The sequence below is a fragment of the Cerasibacillus sp. JNUCC 74 genome, from assembly GCF_053667775.1.
Window position 1 is genome coordinate 2,978,179 of sequence record NZ_CM132207.1, and the last position, 26,025, is coordinate 3,004,203.

The window sequence follows — 26,025 nt, forward strand, 5'->3', positions numbered from 1 at the left end:
TAACTATGTTCCAGCTGTTTCCAAAAAGCAAACCATCTCTCAGGTTATGTATTTTATTACGATATACTAGTTTTTTAAATAGCAATTCGTTTCTAAACGAATTAACTTACCGAACGTGCAAAAAGAGACTGACATATCTTAGCGAAATATCAGTCCGTCTCTGTTGTTATTTATTTTTAGGAATATAGTCAAAAATCTTGCCTGACTCAACTACTTGGATAAATTTCATTAACCATTCATAATAATTTTTAGCATAACGCAAACGTTCAATATCTCTTGTGATTTTCTCTTTTAACTCTTCATCATTTGTACCTTCATATAATTTTTGTAATTCTTCGATTGCTTCTTCCGACTCTTCAATATTTGTTTCGGTATGATGGCGCCACCGATTTCCAAATAAGGATGTAAATGATTTGTACCAATCTTCTTCCGATTGATATAAGTCTTTTCGGATTCCTTTTTTAAAGGTGGATTCTACCATCTTCATTTCCGATAATGCTCGAACACCTGTTGACATACTTGTTTTACTCATTTCCAAAGCGTCACGCATATCATCTAGAGTCATCGGTTTATCTGAAAAAAACAGCACTCCATATAGTCTCCCTACGGAAGGAGTGAGTCCATATAAATTCATATTTTTAGCAATGGCCTGTATAAATTTTTCAATTGTTTCATCATACTTTTCCCAGTCTTTTGATTCATTTTTTTCTGGCAATGGAAGTCCCTCCACGTGCATTATAATCATAATCTGAACATAGTTTATCATTATTTTTCAATGAATGCGAATAGAATTTAATATTTGTACATAATTTCTATTTTTCACTGCTTCGATAACGTCTTTTTTACAAGTAAAAACAATGATTTGATGGTCCTTAGCAATTTCATAAAGAAGACTTGTTATACGTTCTGTACGAACTGAATCAAAATGAACAAATGCATCATCGATAATAAATGGTAAAGCATGCTTTTCACTTATACACACACTTACTGCAAGACGTAAAGCTACATATAATTGATCTATCGTTCCTTGAGAAAGCTCTTTTACATGATAGTGCGTACCATCAGCTGCTTCTACCATAAATGGTCTATCTTCTAACGGTGAAAACACTTTTCTATAAGCCCCGATTGTTATTTTTTGAAAGAAATCGGATGTGCATTCTATTACTTTCGTTAAATACTTTTGTTGGTATGTACGTTTAGCTTGTTGAAGTATCTCCTTAGCAGTTTTAATAGTTGCCCAACGCTTTGCCAATCGATTGAAGACTTCCTTCTCCATTTCCATTTGATGTGCTGTCTCTGAAAGATCTTCTCTTTCTTCCATTGTAGCAAGCTCAGCTTGAACTGCTGCTAACGCTTGCCGCTTCTTTTCCAAACAATCCTCTAATTTAACTATCTCTGCTCGTAAATCCTCAAGTTTCTGATTTAATATAAAGGGTGTCGGTACTTGCTCCATATTCATTAACAAACTTCCATCAGGGAATAAAGAAGCAAGCTGATCCGTTAATGTGTGAGCTTTTTCTTTTAAAAATAGCTGATGTTGCTTTTTCTTACCTTGTTCATAAAAAGCTTCTTCTCCATCAACTTGAGCAATTTGTAATAGCTGCTTCATTTCTTCTTCCAGTGGCTGCATTTTGAGCTTAGCTTGCTGTAATGCCCGGTTATTTTCGTCTATATTTGCTTGATAATGGACAAGTTTATTCTTAGCTGCTTCATGTTTTTTAATCATGTCTTGAAGCCAGCTAATTTGTTCCGAAACGGACGTACTTGTCATTTCCCTATCTACTTTATGAAAAAACATCACTACATTAGCATGCATTTTTTCTAGTGTTTTCCTTATTTTATCATATATGAATTCATCTTCCAGAATTTTTTTATTCATATGCTGAAACGTTTTTAACCGATGAAACAAATCCGGCCAATATGCTGGTGCTACATGAGTCAAAAAAGGATAGCGCTCTTGTTCACTCATTATGCGTTCATCCATCTGCCTCATCTTTTCTAACAGATGAACCTGTTTTTCTTCCCATTTCAATGCATCAATATCAAGGGTTTTTAACCGCTCTTTCAAGGCCGCTATTTGCGTTCGATATTGCTCCTGTTGTTGTATATTATGGTCAATTCGAACGCGGTCTGCTTCTGATAGTTGCAGACCCGACCGTGTTTCTACTGCTTGACGAAAATATAAATCCATATCAGTAATGGTCTGCTTTTGCCATCTCCATTGTCCTATCCCCAAGAATGTGATCAACAGTGCAACGACTAAAAATAATTTTTCATTGGCAGCTAAACCAATCCCAACCATTAAGATCCCTATTAGGAAGGTCACCAAAGCGAATAAAAAAGCATTTTTTTGCTTTTTACGTTTGTTCATTTGCCATTCTGTTTCTCGTTTATCATACTTATGTTTAGCATCTCGTAAAAGAAATGTATGGTTCGCCTCATGCAATTGGTTACGCCATTCAGTCAATTGCTCATCAGTAACGAGCTTATCTTGCATTGCTTTACTTTCTTCAATTATCTTATTCCGTTCTCTACGATGCTGATTTTTTTCAATTTGTACTTGTTCCTGTTCAAAATCAAGGCTATCCATGTCCTCCTTCATTTGCTTCCAGGTTTTTTCTGTAAAAAGAGAAAGATTCATGGTAGTTAGCTCTTGCTGACTAATCGGCAACTGTAACTCATGCAAGGACTTTTTTAGTTCGTCTCTCTGTTTTTCGATAGAAGTAGACAGCTTTGATGCTTCATCAGTATGTCGATCATATTCATCACTTTTACCAACTAATTCCTTTCCCTCCTGATAAATCGTATCTGCAACTAAGTCTTTTTCTATCTCTTTAAGCTCTCTCTGGTAACGCTCGTTATTATTTTGTAGAACAGCTATTTCACTTTTTAAAGGAAGCAGTTTTTCTTTCAATTTCTCCCAGCGATAAATACCATCTTCCGGAAAAAGTATCCTATTCGGAAGCAAGTTTAGCTGTTTTGTTACTCCTTGGTATTCCTGTAGGAGCGGTAATGCATGCTGTTGTTTTTCTAGCATCATTCGCTTATTACTGGCTGCTTTTAGTTCGTCTCGCGTTCGGTTCATTTCTTCTTCCAGCTTCTTTACCTGTACTTGCTTTTCTTCATAAGACCTTTCCAAGCGCTTCCATTTCTCCAAACGATCATTTATCTCAAGTAACTGATTTAACTGTTGATTAATCAACGGTTTCTTTCCAGTAGGTTTATATAATTCGGCTAATTTTTGATCCAACTGTTTTTCTACAGCATAAAGGTTCGTCGCACCAGTTAATCCTATGCCCAAAATCACCTCACCTAAATCATCTTCCTTCATTTCAGTAATGAGCTCTAAATCCTTTGCTGAAAATGAAAAAACAGATTGATATGTAGAAAGGGTCATTCCTTTTAGCCGTTCCTTTAACCAACTTTCCCCTTTTTGCCTTCCATCTGATATATAGCATAAAGCTTGACCATTACGCACCTCATGCAGTCGCTCAACAATAAATGTCTCTCCATCTATCGAAACTGTCAATCTTCCCCCCATTTTACCACTTGTTTTTGGACGGTAAAATTCACGCTGTTTCGGTGGAAGTCCAAATAAGATAAACAAGATAAATGTATACAAGGTTGACTTTCCAGATTCATTTTCTCCATATATATACATCGGATGTTTTGTGGAAAAATCAATCGTATAATCTACCCACTTACCAAAGCCAAAAATAGTAGCACGTTTAATAATCACGTTCTTCCCTCATTCCTTTAACAGCTCATGAACGATTAATTCCTTCGCAGCTTCCTTGATTTCATCTTCATTTTCGATTCGTTCTAAAAATTTTCTAGCCCGCTTATGTTGATATAGATCTGTGATGAATGGCTGAATTGATTGCTGTTCAGCTTCTCGAAGCAACTCACCAATAAAATGCTCACCTTGGTATAAAGTTGGATCAAATGTTGCTGCTTTCAATTGAATCGTATGCCGAAACAGATACTTCCAATTACTTGATTGGATTAAGGTCTCATTTACAATATCAACTACTTCTTCTATCCGCCCTTCGCTATCCCAATCGAGTAAACGCTTATCTGTACTCACCAAGAGTACTTCGATTAGTTGCGGGATGGAACCATTAATCTGTTGTAATTGCTGAAGTAAATGACCTTCGATATCGAAAACCGATTGACAAAGAGAAACATCAACAACAATTGAAATGATTTGTATTGCTTGCAAAGGAAGAAATGTTAATCGGGATTTATCCTTGGTTAAGCGAACCAAATAACACCCCTTTTCTCCCACCTCTTTTCGATTACGCCCTTGCGTGTTTCCCGAATATACAATTGGCGGATATTCTTTTAAAATTTGTCGCTGATGAATGTGACCTAGTGCCCAATAGTCAAAGTCTTTATTAGCCAGTTCAGTTATTTTGAATGGTGCATATGTATCATGATCTGTATTGCTTTGAACACTCCCATGCAGCATTGCAATATGGTATGGTACAGACGGATCGGTGATTTGATATTCAGCTGTTTTATTTTTAATGACAGCTCGGTTTTCATAGCTAAATCCGTAGATTCTTGCAAGCACTTCACCATTTTTTTCATATGTAACAGAGGATACCGTTTCGTTTTGAAAGATCACAACATTATTAGGATATGTCACAGGATGCGGATTAGCTTTGATATAGTCATGATTTCCATACGATAAAAAAACAGTTATATAATGCTGTTGAAGGCGTTCAAATGCACGCTTCAAGCGAATCTGCGCTTTTAAACTTTGTTGTTCATTATCAAATAAATCACCGACTAAAAGTACGAAATCAACCTGTTTATCAATCGCCATCCGTACTAGCTCATCAAGTGCTGTAAACGTACTTTCCCGAATCTCACGAAATATACTCTCAGGAGCGGTCGCTAATCCTTTAAAAGGGCTGTCCAAATGTAAATCTGCAGCATGAATAAACGTGATTTCCTTTGTCATGTTTACACCTCCAACTCTACATCATTTTAGCAAATCTGGTATTAGAATGCACGTTCGTATTACTGGATATGAAAAAGAAAACATGAATGATTCCTTGCTTTTGGCAAAGTGACCGCCTGGCCTAGTTGCACTTATACCTCATACCTAAAAATTTTCACTACGGAGATACATCTTCTACGATAAAATTTTTTTATCTGCTTTAACGTGAGAAATAATTTAGCTCTCGTCAACTCGCTGACAAAGACAAATCTCCCTGATAGTAAGAAAAAAGTTCGTTCACTATAGATAGCGGAAATTTTATTGAGTACAAGGCTTATAAATATAGGAATAGTTGGAAAATCATTTTGTTACTTTTGACGAATGCAACACAGATCGTATTCACAAAACGATTTACAACCCATTGAATCAATCTTTGCTTTTTAATATATCTTAAAAAGCCCTGCAAGTTAGCAGAGCTTTGAAAGGTAAATGAAACTCGTGAACTTCATTTATTTTTCTTTTTTCGATAAGGTAAGTGCTTTTTTGAAGTCTTTTAGAGAGCTGGAACGTCCATACATTAAAACCCCGCCTCGATATACCTTTGATCCCAGAATAGCTAAGATGACAATCGTACCAATTAAGAGACCAAGGGATAACGCAATCTCCCACATAGGAATATCCAACATGCCTACACGTAGAAACATAATGATCGGCGCAAAAAAAGGGATAAAGGATGTAATTTTAATAAAATCGGCTTCCGGTGTACTAAGTCCAAAAATAGCGATAAAAAACGCAATCATGAGCAAAAATGTCATTGGCATGATTAATTGTTGTGCATCTTCAATTCGACTTACTAAGGAACCTAACATCGCTGCAAGGGTTGCATACAGTAAATAGCCTAAGATAAAGAATACAATTGCGTATATATACACGGAAACAGAAGTTGTTCCAATACCAAATTCAGCGAATAATTCTTTCGTTGTGTCATCCTTAGCAGAAATAAGTGCATAGCCGCCCCCTAAAAACAGCGCAATTTGAGTTATTCCTACAAGAGCAACACCAGTAATTTTGGCAAACATATGCGTTACAGGAGAAACGCTAGAAATAAGAATTTCCATGACACGAGATGATTTTTCCGTTGCTACATCGGTTGCAATCATATTACCATAAATAAGTACAGTCATATATAACAGAATCATCATAATGTTTACAATCCCACGCGCCTGATTTAGTTCCTCTTCTGTTTTAGCTGATTTATCTAATACTATCGTATCAAAAGCTACCGGAGCATTAATTTCCGCTAAAACACCAGCGTCAATATTTGCTTGCTTTGTTGCATAGACAACCTTTAATTGCTGTAGTTGTTGCTTCAGTGTCGTTTGCAATTCTGATTGAGTAATACTATTCGCATAATATGTAGCTTCAGGCAACTGCTTTTCATTCATCGATAAGACAATAAGAGCTTTGTATTCTTCTTCCTCGACTGCTTGTTTCGCTTCTTCTTCCGTTCCATCAAAACGAATGAGTTTGGTATCATCACTGGTTTGTTCCGCATTTTTCGATAATGGGGTATACAGTTCATTGGACTGGTCAATAACAGCAACTTGATCTGCCTCACCATCAGAAAAAACATCAATAATTGTTTTTATATTTGTTAAAGCAAATATGAATGCTAGTGTGATAAGTGTAGTTATAATAAATGATTTTGACTTGATTCTTGTCATATATGTGTGACCTAAGATGATCCAAAACTTATTCATAGGAAGCACCTACTTTCGCTATAAAAATATCATTTAGAGACGGTTCTTCCAGTGCAAATTGTCGTACAAACCCTTTACCTTGGATTGCTGTAAAGATATCTTGTGAAACTGCTTCATTTTCGATTTGCAGATGGCAGCCTTCCATCACTGACTTATAAGCGGTAACGCCAGGAAAATCACGGAGAAAGTCAACTGGAAAATCTGCATAAACGACTAAATTTTTCTTACCAAACGAACGCTTTATCTCCCGTAATGAACCTTGGACGACTTGCTTTCCTTTATGTAAAATACACAAATGTTCACATAATTCTTCTACATGTTCCATTCGATGGGAGGAAAATACAATCGATGTTCCTTTTTCCTTTAAGTCAATAACTGCTTCTTTCAACATTTCCACATTAACCGGATCCAGTCCGGAAAATGGCTCATCTAAGATTAATAGTTTTGGCTTATGAATGACTGCAGAAATAAATTGAATCTTTTGCTGATTTCCTTTGGATAACTCTTCTACCTTCTTATTCAAATACTCTGGAACTTGAAAGCGATCAAGCCATGCTTTTAATTCACTTACAGCCTCGCTTTTTCCCATCCCCCGCAATCTTCCTAAATAAGTAAGCTGTTCCTTTACTGTCAGTTTTGGATAAAGCCCCCTCTCTTCCGGAAGATAACCAATTAAATGACTTTTCTCATAATCAATCGCTTCACCTTCCCAAGTAATCTCACCAGATGTCTTATCTAATAAACCTAAAATCATGCGAAACGTCGTCGTCTTTCCCGCACCATTTCCACCAAGAAAGCCGAACATTTCCTTTTCTGGAATTTCTAAAGACAGCCCGTTTACAGCTGTATGCGTACCAAACTGTTTAGTAACATCTTTCAGTCTTAGCATCTTTTCTCTCCTCTCTTAAATATTATTACGTAAAACAATCGAAGAAGTTTCAATCATTCTTCTCTCATATGGAAATAAAAATTGGTGATCGCGTATGCCGAATTATAACAAAACAAAAAGAGTTCTTAATAAAAAGAGACTGAAAGAGATACCGTCAAACAAGCTGACTACAAACCATTGCTAATATATACATAACCAGCATAGCATCCGAACCCTTGCTTTTGCTTGATTGTCTATCATCTGATAACACTCATCGAATAAACGTTTTTTCCTTCCAGTATAATGATTATTTTAAAAAACCTATAATCTGAACAATGATTGCTGCGATTAATTCCATATTCCAGAAGGGTTTTCCAGAAAATCTTCACTTAACATTCTCATCTCCCTCAAAAATAAAAATATCTTCAATCTTGCAATGAAAGGTTTGGGCTAATTTATGTGCGAGTACAAGCGACGGTTTATACCTCCCTTTTTCCAAGGAAATAATTGTCTGTCTCGATACGTTCACTTTTTGTGATAATTCTTCTTGTGTCATGCCAAATTCGATTCGTTTCTCACGGATAAGTGTTCTCATAGTCTCCCTGCTTTATAAAGTAAACTTTTACGTAAAGTTTACTTTACTTCTAACGTATCTGTCAACAAGTAATTTAATTCAGCAAAGCACAGAGAAGGAATCTGAAAATAATTGTCGAATATATTAAGGTAAGTAAAGGAGGGACCAATGTGAGAAATTATACATTGACTGTATTTGATCGTTCAGGTGAAAAACTACTCGATGAAACATTTACCGCTGCTAATGATGAGGAAGCGAAAGAACTGGGGACTGCTAAGCTAGAAAAAGAAGGATATCTTGAGTATACTCATCGTTGTGCAACACCGGATGCTAAGCTAATCTTATTTCATCGCTAATTATGAAATAATTGTTAATTACAACTCGCAACAGTGAAAATTTTCTTTTTTCCTTGACTTATCAAAACAGGTAGTGTGTTTTCTTAAAAAAGAGCGATTTCCTGCTCTTATAAGGTGGGGGAAACGCTAAGCTTATAAAGTAAACCCTTCATTCAGCGCTGATAAAAAGTAGAACAAAGGCTATCATCTCGAACGTCCTTGAAAAACCGTGATGAGTTGCTGTCGAAGCTTCCCTTGTCTTTGATAAGGAACAGCATTTTTTCTGCATGCGATACTTATTTAAATCCTGTCGATCCGAACAAATCGGAAATTTAAGAGCTGTTATTTCCACTTAGATTCCTGTATATTATCATCTATAATTCCTAAAGTGAGAGTCTTATTATATCCTTAGATACAGGATAAATTATATAGTTACGTTACCTATAATTCGCTTGATACAGCGCTTATACTCTGAGCATAAATTTCACTATCTATCTTAGCAATTTTATGGTTTTTACGTAAAACCGACTTTTCATTTGAAAAAGTCGGTTACTTTTTTTATTTCCCTTGAAACGCCGGCTGTCTTTTCTCTAAAAATGCTTGAACACCCTCTTTATGATCTTCTGTGTTTCGCAGCTTCCATTGTGCTTGTTTCTCTGCTTCCAAGTAATATTTTAATTCTCTTTCCTGATTCTTGTGGTACATGATTTTAGTTTCCAGCATCGATACAAGCGGTGCCGTCAACAGCTTATTTGCTAATTTAACGGCCTGTGGGACCACCCGTTCCTCCGTAAGCTGATCAACTAACCCGATTTTCTTTGCCCTTACTGCATCGACTTGCTGTAGACTCCAAATAAATTGTTTCGCCTGGTGAGTTCCTAGCCGCTCCTTTAATAGAAAATGCCCGCCGCCATCCGGAGCAAGACCGATACCGATAAATAACATTCCTAGCTTTGCATTTTCCTGAGCAACAACATAATCAGCCGTTAAAGCATAACTTAATCCCAATCCTGCCACAGATCCATGGATAGCAGAAATAACGATTTTGGGCATCATATAAAGTTTGCATGTAATCGCCCCAATTAAGTCCATAATGTCAGCAAAAAAGTCATAATCTGATAAATCGGTCATCATCGAGATATCTCCACCAGCGCAAAAAGCATTCCCTTCTCCGGAAATAATAACAACTTGATCTTCATTTTTTTCTATTTTTTCAACCGTATCCAACAAGTCCTTTAGCATTTCTATATGAAGTGCATTATAACGTTCAGGTCGATTAAAATGAATATAAGAAATGCCATCTTTACTTTGATAAATTACAGTCTCTCCCATAGTTGCCCCCCTCATTTTGTATTTTCTTGAAAATAAAATTTACAGTTTTACAACAGTCACTATATATAATTAATTCGATATTCATCCATAATATCCTGCTAAAGAAGTGTTCAAAAAGTCCGTAGAAAATGGCGGGACATCTTTTACATTAGAATGGATAAAGAGAAATTTTATGTACAACGTATAAGTAAAACTAGAAAGACGCCTCGCTTCCTTAGGGTTTATCGCTGGCTAAAATTTCGTTTTTTATGTTAACTGATGCTTCAAATTATAAGCCTTCGTCACCAAAACCATGCGCTTTCGAACTTCTCTCCCCTTTTTAACACACACTATCATAAAACCATTTTGTTCATTTGAAGCAAGATAACCGTCTTAATACATATGTGAAACTCTAAACGATGTGCTTAACGCAAAAGAAAAACTGCAGTTAATAATTGACTGCAGTTGAATGAAAGCTATTAATTAATTCTGAGCTCCATAAAGCTCTTCCAAAGGCTTCGTTATAATACGGCTTATATCATTAATAACCATGTTTAATCGTTGTTCTTCTTCCATTAATTTAGCAATTCCTTGGTGTTGTTGGACTAATTCAACGACTTTTTTAGCTCTTTCTACCTCTTCTTCTGTAATCTCCTGTCCTTGCATTTGCTTTTCTTGTAAGGACATTTGAGTGTCTCGGAAATTATCAAACATCTGTTTCGCAGATGGCTCATTCATTACTGCATCATAGGCATTTTTTAGACTTTTAAATTCTTCGCTCTCACGAATCGCTTTTTCTAAATCGTACGCACTATCATAAATATTAGGCACAATATATCCTCCTTCAAATTCTGACTCTTATTTACTATAACAAACGAAATCTTTTGTGTATACCGTTTCCTCCCTTAAAAAAGCAACTGATATTTTATTTTTTAAACTGATTTTTACTGGTATAATAAAGAAAACTACTTCGTTAAAAAGGAGTTTCCACCATGATTAATCAGCTTAAAAAAATTTTCCCCTCACTCGTAGTCGGAACAACAGAATTGATCCAATCCTCTTCTTTTTACTGGTATATAATGGATAACGGTGAAAAAATCGGTATTCAAAAAGATGAATTAACTACTAAGGATAAGAAACTTTTACAAACATTTTTAACCCCATATAAAGTACAATTACCACTTCCTTCAGAACAAGAGAGAAATTGGCAGCGTATTATTAATCAAACAGCTACAAATATAGATATTATAACTAAAACACCTTATCGTTTTGTCTATTTTACGATGAATGATGAGCAAATTGAACCAACTGTGTTTAAAGAATCAATCCAAGCGATGTTCGATTACCCGATACCAATGTTGTGGGAAAATGAACGGGAAGGAATGATCATTGAGGAACAACCGACAATCGTTGAAGAAAGCTTACCCTACCATCAAATGATTGATGTAATCATGAGTGATTTATACGTAAATGTCCATTTTTTTGTTGGTCCTTATTTAAACGACTATCATGATGCAAAAGATCAATACAATCGTATGCTCACATATGCTAAAATTGCTCTATCCTACTCGAATAAACCAGTAATTAATTACCAGGATGCAATGCCATTTGTATTATTGGAACAAACGGATAATTCATTTCGTCATCACTTGATTCAAGTTACCCTTCAAGAGTTCACAACCAAACAGGACTTTTTAAAAACGATACATACATTTTTAACATGCAACTTAAATATATCGGAAACTGCAAAAAAATTATTTATGCATCGAAACAGTTTACAATACCGAATTGATAAATTTATTGAAAAGACTGGTATTGACATCCGGCAATTTCATCAAGCTGTTACTGTTTATTTTGCCCTTTTAGCCAACATGCACAAAGAATAACACATTCTTTGTGCATGTTGGCTGTTTCCAATTTGTTAAGCTTTTCTTATACTAAAAGTAATCAAAACGCTTACAAATTGGAGGGTCTACTAATGGCTGAATTACGTTTAGAACATATCCAGAAAGTATATGATAAAAAGAATATTGCTGTAGATGATTTTAATCTACATATTAAAGATAAGGAATTTATTGTTTTTGTTGGTCCATCAGGTTGTGGTAAATCAACTACTTTACGTATGATCGCTGGTTTAGAAGAAATTACAAGTGGGGAATTATACATTAATGACAAAAAAATGAATGATGTTGCACCTAAAGATCGTGATATTGCCATGGTATTCCAGAACTATGCACTATATCCACATATGAATGTTTACGATAATATGGCATTTGGTCTTAAATTACGTAAATTTAAAAAGGATGAAATCGATAAACGGGTTAAAAATGCTGCCAAGATATTAGGGTTAGAAGCTTATTTAGATCGTAAACCAAAAGCGCTTTCAGGTGGTCAGCGTCAACGTGTTGCTCTAGGTCGTGCCATCGTCCGAGATGCTAAAGTGTTCTTAATGGATGAACCGTTATCCAATTTAGATGCCAAGCTGCGTGTTCAAATGCGAGCTGAAATTCAAAAGCTGCACCAACGCTTACAAACTACTACTATCTATGTAACCCATGACCAAACCGAAGCAATGACAATGGCAACCCGCCTTGTCGTTATGAAGGACGGCATTATCCAACAAATTGGTGCTCCAAAAGAGGTATATGATAATCCTGATAATGTTTTTGTCGGCGGATTTATCGGATCACCATCCATGAACTTCTTTACTGGTACATTAAAAGAAAATTATTTTGAGATAGGAAATGTGAAAATTGCTGTACCAGAAGGCAAATTAAAACCATTGCGTGAACAAGGATATATGAACAAACAAGTTATCTTGGGTATTCGTCCTGAGGATATTCATGATGAACCTGTATTTATCGAATCCACCCCAGATACAAAAATTTCAATTACGATTGATGTTGCAGATTTAATGGGCGCCGAAACATTTCTTTATGGAAAAATTGTAGAACAGGATTTCATCGCACGGATTGACTCACGTACGGATATTAATGTCGGACAGACCATTGATTTAGCCTTTGATATGAACAAAGCTCACTTTTTCGATTACGAAACAGAGGTACGTATTCATTAACAAAGCAAAAAATTAACTACACATATAAGGTACAGAATAACAACACAATAAATGAAATCGCAAACGAACGACTTTCATATGTGGTAAATCATCTTACAAAAGAAAAGTAATAGGGAAAAGCGCAGGTGACTGTGCTTTTCCCGTATATCCAACTTTATTAAGCTTTTGGTCCAAGCTGCTGTTGAGCAGTTTGTACAAGACGCTTTGTAATCTCTCCTCCTACAGATCCGTTTGCACGAGAAGTAGATTCTGGTCCTAAGTTAACGCCAAATTCTTGAGCAATTTCATACTTCATTTGGTCAAGTGCTTGTTGTACTCCAGGAACTAGTAATTGATTTGAGTTATTGTTTCTTGCCATCTTTATCACCTCCTGTGCTTATAGTTTGAGCAGATTTAGCAAACTTATAATGAATTTTCATTGGTAAATAATAGAGATGGAAGGATATTCAACCTTAATATACATATAAAAACTTTAGCTGAAAATTAAAGAGGCTGGAACATAACTAAAACAGTTTTAAAAAACGAACAATAAATCGTCCTTGTACTATAGGAAAGTATAAAATTTTAGGCTTTATCCCGCATGTAAGGTGCCGTAAGACTCCCACTTCAAAATCTTGATTTGATACAAAAGGTCTAAGTGGGAGAAAACGGCACCTAAATGCCCGATTCGTTTAAGGGTCCCCTGAGGTACTAACATTCAGTAGGAGATGGAAGAAAACTCCTACTGAATGAAGTTTCACTTTATCGTATAAGAAAAACGATGGCTTTCGCTAAAGACTTGGCGATTAGGCAAGTTTTTTAAACACAAACAAACCGAACAATGAATTGTTCGGTTTGTGCTATTTAGTATTTGCTTTTGTCCCAGCCTCTTTGATAAATTTAATTATTTGGGATACGTCATTTCCTTAGGATTCACATATTTATCAAATTGTTCTTCTGTTAGTAAGTCCAATTTAACTGCAGTTTCTTTTAAGGTTGTGTTTTCTTCATATGCTGTTTTCGCTATTTTAGCTGCATTTTCATAACCAATATGAGGGTTCAGTGCTGTTACTAACATAAGAGAGTCTCTTAAATTCTTCTCAATTTGCTCGAGATTTGGTTCAATTCCTTGTGCACAGCGCTCATCAAACGAAACAATACTATCTGCAAGAAGATCACAAGACTGTAAAAAGTTATATGCAATAACCGGTTTAAACACGTTTAGTTCAAAATTACCTTGACTAGCTGCAAAGCCAATCGTTGCATCATTTCCCATTACTTGAGCAGCAACCATTGTTACCGCTTCGCTCTGCGTTGGGTTTACTTTTCCAGGCATAATGGAACTTCCAGGTTCATTTGCTGGGATTGTTATCTCCCCAATACCACAACGAGGACCGCTTGCAAGCCAACGTACATCATTGGCAATTTTCATTATATCTGCTGCCAACGCTTTCAATGCCCCATGAGCATAAACAGATTCATCATGACTAGTTAATGCGTGGAATTTATTTGGTGCCGAAATGAATTCTTTATCTGTAGCTTGTCGAATCTTCGCACAAACTTTCTCAGCAAATTCAGGATGCGCATTTAAGCCTGTTCCAACGGCTGTTCCGCCAATAGCTAGTTCTTTTAAGTATTGGACACTTTGTTCAATCATGGATTCTGACTTTTCCAACATGCGATGCCAACCGCTTATCTCTTGGCCAAGCGTTAATGGAGTCGCATCTTGCAAATGGGTACGACCAATTTTTACAATATCATTAAATTTATCGATTTTAGCTTTTAATGTAGCTTTTAACGTGCTTACAGATGGTAAAACTTTATCTTCTAATTTTAGTACAAAGGCAATATGCATTGCAGTAGGATACGTATCATTTGAACTTTGTGATTTATTAACATCATCATTAGGATGTAGGATTAAATCACTGCCTTGCTGCTTTAACCAGTTATTCCCAACATATGCAATAACTTCATTAACATTCATATTCGATTGCGTGCCACTTCCAGTTTGCCAAACAACTAAAGGAAAATGCTCTGTTAGATCGCCGTTTACAATCTGATCCGCAGCAACTCCAATAGCCGCTGCTTTCTTTTCTTCCAACAGTCCAAGCTCCTTATTAGCAAGAGCAGCACTTTTCTTCAATATCGCAAACGCTTTAATTATTTCCAAAGGCATTTTTTCATTACCTATAGGAAAATTTTGTTTACTTCTCTGTGTTTGCGCCCCCCAATACTTATCCGTTGGTACATGAATTTCTCCTATCGTATCTTTTTCTACACGATAATCCATTATACTTTCCTCCCTATGTCGATTACTCGCTATCTATTGTACCAGAAATTCCTTATTAGAAAAACTTTGCTTGTCGCCTAGTCTTTAGCGAAAGCTTGTAGTTTTCTTATACGAAAAAGTGAAACTTCATTCAGTAGAAGTTTTCTTCCATCTCCTACTGAATGTTAGTACCTCAGGGGGTATGACCTAAAGGCCCTTAAACGAATCGGGCATTTAGGTGCCGTTTTCTCCCACTTAGACCTTTTGTATCAAATCGAGATTTTGAAGTGGGAGTCTTACGGCACCTTACATGCGGGATAAAGCCCAAAATTTTATACTTTCCTATAGTACCTTAATTAAAGATTTATTTACATGAAAGATTAGCGGAACGAATGACTTATACAAAAAACTAACTCATTGGTACAACTTCAAATAATTTCTTCTGACCCCCTTTAAATAAAAAAGATTTATACGTGTGTATTCAAAAAGAAGTTAAATATGAGGAGATTTTATATTTAACTTCTTTAGATATCTAAGGCATGAATTAACTTCTAAAATTTGATACATTCTAGTCTATGACAAAAACAGTAATATATTTTAAGGCTTTTCAAACATCTTCCATTAATGACACAAAATTGTACGGGATTTTTTAACCCTTTTATGCCTATCTTCTTTTATAATATGAAAAGGATGACTTTCCCCATTAAAAAATACAACACCATTTTTAAGCAGTTCATCTTCTTTGTTGATAATTATGTTGACTGAGACTAGAAAAGAAGGAGGATTCTGCTTTTTTTATTGAAAACTAATCGTATTCAAGTTAATTTATTATTATAATGCTTTTTAATTATGTTAGATAGGCTTTATCCACATATGAAGGCAATGTACGGGTTTGGTACAATAATTATAGAATGGATTAAAAACATGGGGGGGAGGATTTCGCCATGCCCAATATATGGACACATATCTTATTTTGTGAAGAAATAGCTGATGCAGTAACTCAGACTCATTTATTCTCCAGTCATGAATCTTTAATGAAATTGGGTGCCCAAGGACCAGACCCTTTCTTTTATTATAATTTTTGGCCATGGAAAAAAAATGATACAGTTGAGGAAATCGGCTTAGCGTTACATGAAAAACACTGCGGTGTATTTTTATTAGATTTGATCAAAGCTGCAAAAACAATGGATGACCAAGTAAGAGCATTTATATTTGGCTTCGTTACTCATCATATATTGGATCGAAATACTCATCCTTATATTAATTATCGAGCAGGGTACGAGGGAAATAAACATCAGCAGTTAGAAATAATTATCGATACATTAATCATGGAAAAATTTAATAACCTAAAAACCTGGAAAACCCCTGTTTACAAAGAAATCGATGTTGGAAGATCATTAAATAGCCATGTTATCCACTTATTACACAAGATGATTAACAAGCACTATCCTGAATTAAACATAAAGAAGTCAGGATATATTCAAAAGTCATACCGTGATATGAAATTAGCTTTAAAAATACTCTATGATCCATATGGGTGGAAAAATGCACTTCTTGGCTCACTCGTTTCGTCTTATTCTCATCGACCAGTTCGAGCAAATATTGATTATTTGAATGAAAACCGTATTACATGGTATCATCCTGCAACAAATGAGCCGAGCAAAAAAAGTTTTATTGATCTTTACTTGCAAGCTAAAACGGAGGGGATAAGTATTTTAACTACAGTAAAAGACTACTGGCAGCAACAGGATGAAATATTGTTCAATAAGCTAAAAGAACAACTGGGGGATATTTCCTATGATACAGGAAAACCGCTGGAATTGAATATGAAAAATATATATAGTGATCCAATCGTTTAGCCATGGACAGAGGGACTCCCCTCCTTCCGCGGTTATTTATTTTAATGAAACACCAACTTCCGATTGGATCGTTTGTTTAGCCTCCTTCATGCCTTTTTCAACATTAACAAATTTCAATAAAATAATACCTCCAATAAAGAATACCAATAAAGAAACAATACCATTGCGGCTGGACCCAGTGAGCTGACCAACAACGGCAAATAGAAATGGACCAAAAATCGCTGCAAACTTTGAAGAAATACCATAGAATCCAAAAAACTCAGCATGCTTGTTTTCCGGAACCATACGACCGTAAATGGAACGGCTTAAAGACTGAGCACCACCTTGAACGATTCCAACACAGATTGCTAATAAGTAAAAATGTATAGCTGAAGTCATGAAATAACCTAATAGCACAATTCCTGTATAAACATATAATGACAACGTTAGAGCCTTCTTTGCACTAATTTTGTTTGCCAACCAGCCAAAGAAAAAAGTACAAGGTATTCCAACAAATTGTGTAATTAACAAAGCTACAATTAAACTATTCCCACCAATGCCAATGTCACGTCCATAAATAGTGGCCATTTTTATAATCGTGGAAATCCCATCATTATATAACCAAAAAGCTAATAAAAAAATTAATAATTGCTTATACTGCTTTAAATCTCTAAAGGTTGAGGCAACCCTTGAAAAACCGATTGAAATATAGGTTCTATCTCTTTTGATAGCCTGTTTTTTATCCTCCTGAATATTGCGAAAAAGCGGAATTGAAAATACGAACCACCAAATTCCAACACTAACAAAGGAAACTTGACTCGCTATAGTTGCATTTGGTATACCAAACCAATCGTACTTTAAAATCATCAAGATATTAATAGCAAGCAATATACCTCCACCAATATATCCCCAAGCAAAACCCGCAGAGGAGACTTTATCTATATCCTGTTCATTTGCAATTTCCGGTAAAAACGCATCATAAAAAATATTCCCCCCGGAAAATCCCACTGTACCAATAATTAATAATAAAGAAGCAAATATGTAATCTCCTTCACCGACGAGCCCAAGCAAAACACTAGCAATCATACCCATATAAGCAAAAAAACGCAGAAACTTCTTTTTAGCCGCTGTATAATCACTAATCGCTCCTAATATCGGTGCAAGAACTGCTACAATGAGCACGGCGATCGATTGAGAATACCCCCAGTAGCTTGCTGCAAGATTTTCTTTAACACCAACGGCAGCAACATCATAATAAAAAACAGGCAAGATAGCGGCCATAACCGTTGTAGCAAAAGCAGAATTCCCAAAATCATAAAGCACCCAGCTAAGTGTCACTTTCTTTTTCATTGTCCTCATCCTCCTTTTAATTAGAATAACAAACCCTTCCTCCCTTCGTATGTTTTTTACAGAAATTTAATATACATATATTTTTAGAATAACAAGGAATATAAGTGAAAGACTATGAAGTATTGTTTTTAAAGCACATGTTTAAAACGAGGAGAAATAAACTAGATGGGGGAAGATCATTAACGTCCTCGAAAAATCGCAATGTATCGTTGTTGAACAAACTAATTTAGCTTTTAAATGCGATTTCAAAGCCGCTAACGTGATATTACAGTACTTTATATGTTTAAAATTCTACTGGACCTTCTTAGCTTTAGTGCTAAATTTTATTCATGTTAACGTATGTAGAAATTAGAAGTGTTAGCTTTCTAGCCCGAACCTCCTCTTAAAACCAAAAAAGCGCCTTACCGAACTGGCAAGGCAGCTGTGCTTCATGTATTATTCCCAAATAAATTGCCTATAAGCGTTACTCCACTTTAAAAATTTATCTCTATCTCCTGTATCAATAGCTTTGTTAATACGATCTTGTATAAACGCTTTATTATAATTAAAGCAAACTTCATCTAAAAGCAGACGGCTATAAAACCTTAACTCAAATGCTATTTCCCGTTTTGCATTTATCTTTTTTCCATTATACCGGTAATAATGATAAATAATTTTCTGCTTTTTCATGGAACATCCTCCTTGTTCCTTTTTATTATTATCCTAAATTTTTAGAAATATTTCAATAGGTAAACGCGAAAATTTTTCTTTTTCCTATTTTTCCCTTAAGAAACTTACTTCAAATAGGTCAATACATATTACTTCATGCTTTTATGTTGCTCTAGACTCACCACATAATGCTTTGGTAGACTTTTATAGTATAGCAATATCTTATTACTGAACGTTCTAAATGGAGGTCCGTACATATGAATTATTCGGATAACTTAAAAAAGGGAGAGAAAGGCGCTTGGATTAGTATCCTTGCCTATATTTTCCTAGCAATTAGTAAATTAATTGTAGCTACTATCGGGAATTCAGATGCTTTACGAGCAGATGGACTCAATAATACTACCGATGTTATTGCATCCGTTGCAGTATTAGTAGGATTAAAAATCTCTCGCAAGCCACCTGATGAGGACCACCATTATGGACATTTCCGCGCAGAAACTATTGCTTCACTCTTTGCCGCATTTGTAATGATGTTGGTTGGTATCCAGGTTATTACAGATACGGTTAAAACGGTGGTTGAAAAAAATTATACGCAGCCTAGTATGATAACGGCTTGGACTTCCTTAGCAGCAGCAGCAATCATGTTTTTCATTTATTTATATAACTTGCAACTATCGCGGAAAATTTCCAGTTCTTCTTTATATGCTGCTGCGCAAGATAATCGATCTGATGCGCTGGTAAGTATTGGAGCTTTTATCGGCATTACCGGAGCACAATTCGGTTTGTTTTGGTTAGATCCTGTAGCTGGATTAGTTGTCGGTCTTATTATTTGTAAAACTGCTTGGGATATATTTAGCGACGCTTCCCATACATTAACAGATGGCTTCGATGAAAAACAAATTAAAAAAATTCGTGCAAGTGTAGAAAATGATCCAGATGTAAAGGAAGTACACGATATAAAAGGCCGTATTCACGGAAACCAGGCATTTATAGATATTACCATTCTGGTTGACCCCACTTTAAATGTGGAAGAGAGCCATGCTATTACGGAGCGAATTGAACGTTATTTATACAAAAAACATAATATTTCACATGTTCATATTCATATTGAGCCATACCAATCATAAAGCTTACGATGGTAACAGGAATATGCCAGATGACTGATATGAAAAATTATGAAGAAAATTCTTTTGGATAAGACTCTTTTGTAACGTAAATGTTTAGTTTCCCTTACTAAAAACAAAACACTGTTTCTCTATTGAAGTGAATATTAATTTTTATATGCACGTTATTAAATGAGACTGGGACATAACTAAAACAGCTGATTAAAAAACGAACCATAAATCATCCTTGTATGATAGGAAAGTATAAAATTTTTATACGTTTATCCCGCATGTAAGGTGCCGTAAGACTCCCACTTCAAAATCTTGAGTTGATACAAAAGGTCTAAGTGGGAGAAAACGGCACCTAAATGCCCGATTCGTTCAACTAACATTTCTTGGGAAAAGCATTCCAAGAAATGAAGTTTCACTTTATCGTATAAGAAAAACGATAGCTTTCGCTAAAGACTTGGCGACAAACCAAGTTTTTCTAAACACAAACAAACCGAACAATTATAAGGTACCGACCCCCCAAAGTTAGAGTAGAAATCTAATTTTCGGGGGTGTTTTTATGGCTAAATATAGTGAAGAATTTAAAATAAATCTTGTCACCGAGTATTTATATGGCAACCTAGGATATAAATTATTGGCAAAAAAATATAATATGGGTAGCGCAACACCAATATTTGAATGGGTGAAAGTCTATAAGTCTCAGGGAATGGATGGGTTAAAAAGAAAAAAAGCTAGGAAGTTTTATCCTGTTCGATTTAAATTAAATACGATACAATTTGTGTTAAAGACAGGTGCTACTTTTTTAGAAACTGCTGTTCAATTTAAATTGAACAACCCTTCCTTAATTAGACGCTGGATGAAAGAATTTAAGGAACAAGGAGTAGAAGGCCTGAAACCAAAGGGGGAGTCTTCTATGTCTAAGAAACCCAATAAACGGAAGAAAAAGGAAGAAAAAAAGTTAACACGTGAAGAAATATTAGAACGAGAGAATGAACTATTAAGGCTAGAAAATGCGTACCTAAAAAAGCTACGAGCTTTTCGGGAGAATCCAAATGCCTTCCACGAAAAGCACAGGCAAAGGTGGCATTTGGACTTAAAGAAGAAGGATTCCGATTAAAAGATATTCTCCTTATTGTGGGCATACCTGAAGCAACCTATCACTATCATGTGAAAAATTTTGGCAGAGAAGATTCAGACAAAGTACTAAAAAAAATCATTATCGATTTATTTAAAAAGTTCCATGAACGTTATGGCTATAAACGTATTACTAGAGAACTAAATAAATTAGGATACGTTATCAACCATAAAAAAGTATATCGCATTATGTGCGAATTGGGATTGAAATGTGTGAAATTTATGCGAAAATCCCGTAAATACAATTCCTATAAGGGAAACGTTGGAAAAGTGGCGAAAAACCGATTGTCTCGCCGTTTTAACACGCCAATTCCTCTTCAAAAATTAGTAACCGATATTACAGAATTCAAATGTCTAAGTGAAGAGAAGTTATATTTAAATCCGATTCTTGACCTTTATAACGGAGAAATTATTGCGTATAAAATCAAGGAACGTCCAACGTTAGATCTTGTCATAGAACCTTTAAAAGAAACGATAGAGATAATAAAGAATCATGCAACCTATCGCACCACCATCCATTCTGACCAAGGCTTTCATTACCAACACAACCAATGGGTGAGAACATTAAAAGAGAATAAAGTATTCCAAAGCATGTCTAGAAAAGCAACCTGTGCGGATAATGCTTCCATGGAGAATTTTTTTGGCATTTTAAAACAAGAAATGTATTATGGAGAAAAATTAGTAAGCTATGAAGAATTAAAAAGTCGGATTGAAGAATATATCTATTGGTATAATCATGAACGAATAAAAGAAAAATTGGCCGGGCTGAGCCCAGTCGAGTATCGAACGCAATCCAGCCAATCAACTGTATAATAAAACTCTAACTTTTGGGGGTAATCACATAAATGAATCGTTCGGTTTTTGCTATTTCGTAATTGCTTATGTCCCAGCACCTTTATGCTAAGTTAAAATATATACAGTAGCAATTGCGGCAATTACAACAAGAATAACATTTATTCCCAGATAAGCTAACACGATGGCTACAATTCCACCAAGTAAACCTATATGAGGCTCATCAGACTTAACAGTTAAAATGCCTGGAAAAATTAACGCACCTAATGCTGCATAAGGTATTGCATTTAGCCAGTTATTTACCCAATCGCGAAATTGTAATTTATCAACGATAAAAGCAGGAATCATTCTCGGGAGCATTGTAACAATGGCCATACCAACAATAATGAATAGAATCATGTTCTACTCCTCCTTTAAAAGAAATATTCCACTCATTCCTCCAATAATTGTCCCAAGAACAATTGCCCAGCCAGTACTCATACCAAGCTGAACACATATCGTATTAATGAGCATAGCTAAGATTGCTATAAGCGCTATTTTCTTATTTTGCTTGACAGTTGGTAGCAGCAATCCAATAAACATAGCATATAATGCAATTCCCATACTTTGACTTAATCTTTCGGGAATAACCTCACCAACAACCCCGCCAATAAACGAACCAAAGATCCATGATAAATAAGCGGTAATAATAATAGTTGCGTAAAACCATGTTCCTTTATCTAACTTTGCTTCTTTTGGATTTAAAGCGGTGACAGCAAAGGTTTCATCCGTTAACCCCATAGACAACGGTAGTCTCCATTTCAAAGATACGCCCCGTAACCGATTCATAAAGGAGAGACTCATAACAAAATGTCGAAAATTTAAGACAAATGTAGCAATGATAATTTCAGCAGCTCCTGCACTTACTGCTATCATATTTGCACCCATAAACTGACTTGCACCTGCAAACACGAACATACTCATTAACGTTAGACATTCCTGCTTGCCTGGCTAACACACCGTAAGCTATAGCGATAGGAAGATAGCCAACCATAATTGGCAATCCTTTAGAAATTCCTTTTTGTATCATTGCCAATGGGGTAGAAGCATTCTCAGCTTTATTTTGAACTGCTCTTATATTCAACTATTCTCCTCCTCCATTGTCATAATTCCTGTTATTATAACGTATATTTACAAAATTAAAAAGATTTATGTGCAAGAAATTTTATATTGACAAAATGAAAATTGCCCGTTATATTCAATATTAATCTCAAAAAAATATGGCTGACCTTGAATGCATAGTAAACATTTCTCCAAGCAGCAAAAAGAGACAGAGTGAGTGCTGAAAACTCTGGCAGGAAAATGTTGAAATACACATTCATAAATAAAGGTTGTACACAAATGAGCGGTTGGTTATTTCCAGCAAGCAGGGTGGTAACGCGGAGTAAAGCTTCGTCCCTTCATCGGGATGAAGCTTTTTTTATTGTCTAGAAACAATATCCGTTTTTACATGGATATCTTTTTTGAAGGTAGCTTCGTCAGTTTACGCACTAGAAAGACTAGTAAACTTCGCTCTTCCTTCTATGTTAAGTTCACTGAGTCGAAGAAAAAAAACATTTCGATAGCTACACATTGCGGTTTTTCAAGGACGACCGAGTTTTAGCTTTTGTTCCACTTTAAGGAGAAAAGCACTCCTTGAATGTATCCCGCATATAAAGCGTAAGTCTCCCCTTCAAGAATTAAAGGAGCAGAGAGAAGAAGAAATTGGAGGAAACGGCACCTAAATGCCCAATTCGTTCAGAGGCCTTTAGGTCATACCCTTGCGGTACTAACATTCCGTGTAAAAAACGTTTCACGGAATGAAGTTTCACTTTATCCCGGATATAAGGATCCGTATTTTTCTCATTTCAAAAATGTGCTAATGAATTGCGAACATGATGAGAAAAACGGGTCCTAAATCCCCGATTCGTTCATCTAACATTCCGTGTAAAAAACGTTTCACGGAATGAAGTTTCACTTTATCTGTCAGAGGTTCTTATTTGTCCGTTGCTAATCGAGCGCTTCTAGCTTTATTCTTCATTTTAGAAAGGAATATTTTTACGTAGAAATGCATCAGCAGGAGTAAATTACACCTAAAAGGTCGTAGCACGTAGCTAAGATTTTCTTAGCGTATTTTTAGACAAATCCATGGCATCGAAAATTTTAAATTACTAAAAATAAATCTGGCAGCCTTTCTTTACTTGCCAAGATACAAAAAAGAATAACATCTCTTGTTAGACTTTTCAAAGGAGGAATAAATATGTTTCCAATTCAGCCAAAACATCATCCATCTTTACTTGGAGCGATTAGCTTTTTTATTGTAATCATTAGTCTAATCAGTTTTTTCATTATTAAAGTAGGAACCACCCCGCATATTCCGATTATCCTTGGCATTTTTTTATTAATCGGTTATGGACTGTTCAAAAATATTTCTTTTTATGATTTGCAGAATGGTTTAGTTGAAGGCGCAAGAACAGGAATGGGGGCAGTGTTTTTATTCTTTTTAATTGGTATTCTTATTAGCAGCTGGATGATGAGCGGAACAATTCCTGCACTTATTAACCTTGGATTTACATTTATTGGAGCTAATTGGTTTTACGCAGTTGTCTTTTCAATTACCGCAATTATTGGTGTTTCTATGGGAAGTTCTTTAACAACGACAGCTACGATTGGGGTTGCATTTATCGGCATGAGTGATGCACTTGATGCTTCTTTAGCGGTCACAGCTGGTGCCATTGTCTCTGGCGCTTTCTTTGGAGATAAAATGTCTCCTCTTTCTGATACAACAAATCTTGCTTCTACTGTTGTAGGCGTTGATTTATTTGATCATATTAAACATATTAGTTTTACTACTATACCAGCCTTTATTATTTCATTTATTCTGTTTGCAGTATTATCGCCAAGTACATCCTCAACCATTGGAAGTGGAGATGCATATCAAGAAGCGCTAGCGGCAACTAATTTAATCAGTTGGACATCATGGATACCGCTTTTATTATTAATAATTTGTACTTTTTTCCGTATTCCAGCATTTATCTCTATTTCCATCAGCAGCTTAGCTGCAACGATTATGGCTGTTTTTACGAGTGGATTACCTTGGAATGATATTTGGGAAATTTGGTTTAGTGGCTATACAGCATCTACTAATTTTGAACCGGTTAATGAATTGCTTACTAAAGGCGGTATTAATAGCATGTTATTTACAATTTCGCTAGTTATATTGGCTCTAGGTTTTGGTGGATTATTGTTTGTAACGGGAATTATTCCAACCATTCTTACCGCATTACAAAAACGGTTAAAAAGAATTCGCTCTATTGTTATCTCAACAGCTGCAACAGCTATTGGTGTCAATATTTTAATTGGAGAACAGTATCTTTCCATCTTGCTAACAGGTGAAACATTTAAGGGAATTTATACAAATGTGAAGTTGCCAAAAAAAGTTCTAGCACGCACTTTAGAAGATGCAGGGACAGTGATCAACCCACTCGTACCATGGAGTGTTTGTGGTGTATTCATCGCTGATGTGCTTGGCGTACCTGTACTGACTTATTTGCCATTTGCTTTTTTCTGTTTGCTTAGTCCAATAATTACAATGATTTTCAGTGGAAAAACTTTTGAAACTAAGCTAAAAAAAACTAAATAAAATCCTGCAACAAAAGCCAAAGGGTTCGGTTAACGACGTACAAAGGCAGAGCGCTTCTGATGGGATAAAGTGAAACTTCATTCAGTGGAACGTTTTTTACACGGAATGTTAGTTGAACGAATCGGGCATTTAGGTGCCGTTTTCCCTTACTTCTACTTCTCCTGTATTCACTTCCATCTTGAAAGGAGAGACTTACGGCACCTTACATGCGGGATAAAGTGAAACTTCATTTCTTGGAATGCTTTTCCCAAGAAATGTTAGATAAACCAATCGGGGATTTAGGACCCGTTTTTCTCATCATGTTCGTAACATCATTAGCACATTTTTGAAATGAGAAAAATACGGATCCTTATATCCGGGATAAAGTGAA

21 protein-coding genes and 1 pseudogene are annotated in these 26,025 nt (G+C 35.6%); 8 read left to right on the forward strand and 14 right to left on the reverse strand.

Annotated features, from left to right (window positions below):
- Window positions 1-166: 166 nt before the first annotated feature.
- From JNUCC74_RS13335 to JNUCC74_RS13360, 6 genes are all read right to left on the reverse strand, one after another.
- Complete coding sequence (locus JNUCC74_RS13335; protein WP_245799669.1) at window positions 167-715, reverse strand: GbsR/MarR family transcriptional regulator; 549 nt, start codon at window positions 713-715, stop codon at window positions 167-169.
- Window positions 716-772: 57 nt separating this feature from the next.
- Entirely contained in the window at window positions 773-3,739 is a 2,967-nt protein-coding gene (locus JNUCC74_RS13340; protein WP_454065729.1) for an AAA family ATPase, read from the reverse strand.
- A 9-nt stretch (window positions 3,740-3,748) separates the two neighbouring features.
- Window positions 3,749-4,969 (reverse strand): metallophosphoesterase family protein, encoded by a 1,221-nt coding sequence (locus tag JNUCC74_RS13345; RefSeq protein ID WP_454065730.1) that lies wholly within the window; start codon window positions 4,967-4,969, stop codon window positions 3,749-3,751.
- A 488-nt stretch (window positions 4,970-5,457) separates the two neighbouring features.
- Entirely contained in the window at window positions 5,458-6,708 is a 1,251-nt protein-coding gene (locus JNUCC74_RS13350; protein WP_454065731.1) for an ABC transporter permease, read from the reverse strand.
- Window positions 6,701-7,597, reverse strand: coding sequence for an ABC transporter ATP-binding protein (locus tag JNUCC74_RS13355; protein ID WP_077317869.1), 897 nt, complete (start codon window positions 7,595-7,597; stop codon window positions 6,701-6,703). The genes JNUCC74_RS13350 and JNUCC74_RS13355 overlap by 8 nt, the downstream gene beginning before the upstream one ends.
- Window positions 7,598-7,961: 364 nt before the next feature.
- Window positions 7,962-8,171 carry a helix-turn-helix transcriptional regulator gene (locus JNUCC74_RS13360; RefSeq protein ID WP_454065732.1) on the reverse strand — a complete coding sequence of 70 codons (210 nt, stop codon included), beginning with the start codon at window positions 8,169-8,171 and terminating at the stop codon, window positions 7,962-7,964.
- 149 nt (window positions 8,172-8,320) lie between these two features.
- Here JNUCC74_RS13360 and JNUCC74_RS13365 point away from each other — a divergent pair, with 149 nt between their 5' ends.
- The gene (locus JNUCC74_RS13365; RefSeq protein WP_454065733.1) at window positions 8,321-8,506 is read left to right on the forward strand and encodes a YhzD family protein; all 186 of its coding nucleotides are present in this window, start codon (window positions 8,321-8,323) and stop codon (window positions 8,504-8,506) included.
- A gap of 537 nt (window positions 8,507-9,043) precedes the next feature.
- Here JNUCC74_RS13365 and JNUCC74_RS13370 read toward each other — a convergent pair.
- Window positions 9,044-9,817, reverse strand: a complete 774-nt coding sequence (locus JNUCC74_RS13370; RefSeq protein WP_454065734.1) for an enoyl-CoA hydratase — start codon at window positions 9,815-9,817, stop codon at window positions 9,044-9,046.
- A gap of 462 nt (window positions 9,818-10,279) precedes the next feature.
- Window positions 10,280-10,627, reverse strand: a complete 348-nt coding sequence (locus tag JNUCC74_RS13375) for a YlbF family regulator (RefSeq protein WP_077317873.1) — start codon at window positions 10,625-10,627, stop codon at window positions 10,280-10,282.
- Window positions 10,628-10,788: 161 nt separating this feature from the next.
- Here JNUCC74_RS13375 and JNUCC74_RS13380 point away from each other — a divergent pair, with 161 nt between their 5' ends.
- Both JNUCC74_RS13380 and JNUCC74_RS13385 read left to right on the forward strand, forming a co-directional pair.
- Window positions 10,789-11,682, forward strand: coding sequence for a PucR family transcriptional regulator (locus JNUCC74_RS13380; protein WP_454065735.1), 894 nt, complete (start codon window positions 10,789-10,791; stop codon window positions 11,680-11,682).
- Between the two features lie 92 nt (window positions 11,683-11,774).
- Entirely contained in the window at window positions 11,775-12,872 is a 1,098-nt protein-coding gene (locus JNUCC74_RS13385; RefSeq protein WP_454065736.1) for an ABC transporter ATP-binding protein, read from the forward strand.
- A 157-nt stretch (window positions 12,873-13,029) separates the two neighbouring features.
- Here JNUCC74_RS13385 and JNUCC74_RS13390 read toward each other — a convergent pair whose 3' ends face one another.
- Complete coding sequence (locus tag JNUCC74_RS13390) at window positions 13,030-13,230, reverse strand: alpha/beta-type small acid-soluble spore protein (RefSeq protein WP_077317876.1); 201 nt, start codon at window positions 13,228-13,230, stop codon at window positions 13,030-13,032.
- Window positions 13,231-13,755: 525 nt separating this feature from the next.
- On the reverse strand, window positions 13,756-15,141 hold the full coding sequence (gene fumC, locus JNUCC74_RS13395; RefSeq protein ID WP_454065737.1) for a class II fumarate hydratase: 1,386 nt from the start codon (window positions 15,139-15,141) through the stop codon (window positions 13,756-13,758).
- A 923-nt stretch (window positions 15,142-16,064) separates the two neighbouring features.
- Between fumC and JNUCC74_RS13400 the strand changes: the two genes are divergently transcribed.
- The gene (locus tag JNUCC74_RS13400) at window positions 16,065-16,979 is read left to right on the forward strand and encodes a zinc dependent phospholipase C family protein (RefSeq protein ID WP_454065738.1); all 915 of its coding nucleotides are present in this window, start codon (window positions 16,065-16,067) and stop codon (window positions 16,977-16,979) included.
- Window positions 16,980-17,015: 36 nt separating this feature from the next.
- Here JNUCC74_RS13400 and JNUCC74_RS13405 read toward each other — a convergent pair whose 3' ends face one another.
- Both JNUCC74_RS13405 and JNUCC74_RS13410 read right to left on the reverse strand, forming a co-directional pair.
- On the reverse strand, window positions 17,016-18,308 hold the full coding sequence (locus JNUCC74_RS13405) for an MFS transporter (protein WP_454065739.1): 1,293 nt from the start codon (window positions 18,306-18,308) through the stop codon (window positions 17,016-17,018).
- Window positions 18,309-18,743: 435 nt separating this feature from the next.
- Window positions 18,744-18,977, reverse strand: coding sequence for an IDEAL domain-containing protein (locus JNUCC74_RS13410; RefSeq protein WP_454065740.1), 234 nt, complete (start codon window positions 18,975-18,977; stop codon window positions 18,744-18,746).
- 236 nt (window positions 18,978-19,213) lie between these two features.
- Here JNUCC74_RS13410 and JNUCC74_RS13415 point away from each other — a divergent pair, with 236 nt between their 5' ends.
- The 3 genes from JNUCC74_RS13415 to JNUCC74_RS13425 all read left to right on the forward strand — a co-directional run bounded on the left by JNUCC74_RS13415 (window position 19,214) and on the right by JNUCC74_RS13425 (window position 22,015).
- Window positions 19,214-20,083, forward strand: coding sequence for a cation diffusion facilitator family transporter (locus JNUCC74_RS13415; protein ID WP_454065741.1), 870 nt, complete (start codon window positions 19,214-19,216; stop codon window positions 20,081-20,083).
- 544 nt (window positions 20,084-20,627) lie between these two features.
- On the forward strand, window positions 20,628-21,185 hold the full coding sequence (locus JNUCC74_RS13420; RefSeq protein ID WP_454065613.1) for a helix-turn-helix domain-containing protein: 558 nt from the start codon (window positions 20,628-20,630) through the stop codon (window positions 21,183-21,185).
- On the forward strand, window positions 21,149-22,015 hold the full coding sequence (locus JNUCC74_RS13425) for an IS3 family transposase (RefSeq protein WP_454065614.1): 867 nt from the start codon (window positions 21,149-21,151) through the stop codon (window positions 22,013-22,015). Before JNUCC74_RS13420 ends, JNUCC74_RS13425 begins: the two co-directional genes overlap by 37 nt.
- 87 nt (window positions 22,016-22,102) lie before the next feature.
- Here the strand turns inward: JNUCC74_RS13425 and JNUCC74_RS13430 are convergent, their stop codons facing one another.
- Entirely contained in the window at window positions 22,103-22,393 is a 291-nt protein-coding gene (locus JNUCC74_RS13430; RefSeq protein WP_077317882.1) for an AzlD domain-containing protein, read from the reverse strand.
- A 3-nt stretch (window positions 22,394-22,396) separates the two neighbouring features.
- A pseudogene (locus JNUCC74_RS13435) lies at window positions 22,397-23,063 on the reverse strand (AzlC family ABC transporter permease).
- A gap of 1,209 nt (window positions 23,064-24,272) precedes the next feature.
- Between JNUCC74_RS13435 and nhaC the strand changes: the two are divergent.
- Window positions 24,273-25,655, forward strand: a complete 1,383-nt coding sequence (nhaC, locus tag JNUCC74_RS13440) for a Na+/H+ antiporter NhaC (RefSeq protein ID WP_454065742.1) — start codon at window positions 24,273-24,275, stop codon at window positions 25,653-25,655.
- Window positions 25,656-26,025 lie beyond the last annotated feature (370 nt).

What these genes read in the sequence shown, in the direction of transcription:
- JNUCC74_RS13420 (WP_454065613.1), top strand. Translation starts at nt 20,628, where the DNA reads ATGGCTAAATATAGTGAAGAATTTAAAATAAATCTTGTCACCGAGTAT.
- JNUCC74_RS13385 (WP_454065736.1), top strand. Translation starts at nt 11,775, where the DNA reads ATGGCTGAATTACGTTTAGAACATATCCAGAAAGTATATGATAAAAAG.
- JNUCC74_RS13430 (WP_077317882.1), bottom strand. Translation starts at nt 22,393, where the DNA reads ATGATTCTATTCATTATTGTTGGTATGGCCATTGTTACAATGCTCCCG.
- JNUCC74_RS13380 (WP_454065735.1), top strand. Translation starts at nt 10,789, where the DNA reads ATGATTAATCAGCTTAAAAAAATTTTCCCCTCACTCGTAGTCGGAACA.
- JNUCC74_RS13345 (WP_454065730.1), bottom strand. Translation starts at nt 4,969, where the DNA reads ATGACAAAGGAAATCACGTTTATTCATGCTGCAGATTTACATTTGGAC.
- fumC (WP_454065737.1), bottom strand. Translation starts at nt 15,141, where the DNA reads ATGGATTATCGTGTAGAAAAAGATACGATAGGAGAAATTCATGTACCA.
- JNUCC74_RS13350 (WP_454065731.1), bottom strand. Translation starts at nt 6,708, where the DNA reads ATGAATAAGTTTTGGATCATCTTAGGTCACACATATATGACAAGAATC.
- JNUCC74_RS13355 (WP_077317869.1), bottom strand. Translation starts at nt 7,597, where the DNA reads ATGCTAAGACTGAAAGATGTTACTAAACAGTTTGGTACGCATACAGCT.
- JNUCC74_RS13405 (WP_454065739.1), bottom strand. Translation starts at nt 18,308, where the DNA reads ATGAAAAAGAAAGTGACACTTAGCTGGGTGCTTTATGATTTTGGGAAT.
- JNUCC74_RS13415 (WP_454065741.1), top strand. Translation starts at nt 19,214, where the DNA reads ATGAATTATTCGGATAACTTAAAAAAGGGAGAGAAAGGCGCTTGGATT.
- nhaC (WP_454065742.1), top strand. Translation starts at nt 24,273, where the DNA reads ATGTTTCCAATTCAGCCAAAACATCATCCATCTTTACTTGGAGCGATT.
- JNUCC74_RS13390 (WP_077317876.1), bottom strand. Translation starts at nt 13,230, where the DNA reads ATGGCAAGAAACAATAACTCAAATCAATTACTAGTTCCTGGAGTACAA.
- JNUCC74_RS13400 (WP_454065738.1), top strand. Translation starts at nt 16,065, where the DNA reads ATGCCCAATATATGGACACATATCTTATTTTGTGAAGAAATAGCTGAT.
- JNUCC74_RS13410 (WP_454065740.1), bottom strand. Translation starts at nt 18,977, where the DNA reads ATGAAAAAGCAGAAAATTATTTATCATTATTACCGGTATAATGGAAAA.
- JNUCC74_RS13360 (WP_454065732.1), bottom strand. Translation starts at nt 8,171, where the DNA reads ATGAGAACACTTATCCGTGAGAAACGAATCGAATTTGGCATGACACAA.
- JNUCC74_RS13370 (WP_454065734.1), bottom strand. Translation starts at nt 9,817, where the DNA reads ATGGGAGAGACTGTAATTTATCAAAGTAAAGATGGCATTTCTTATATT.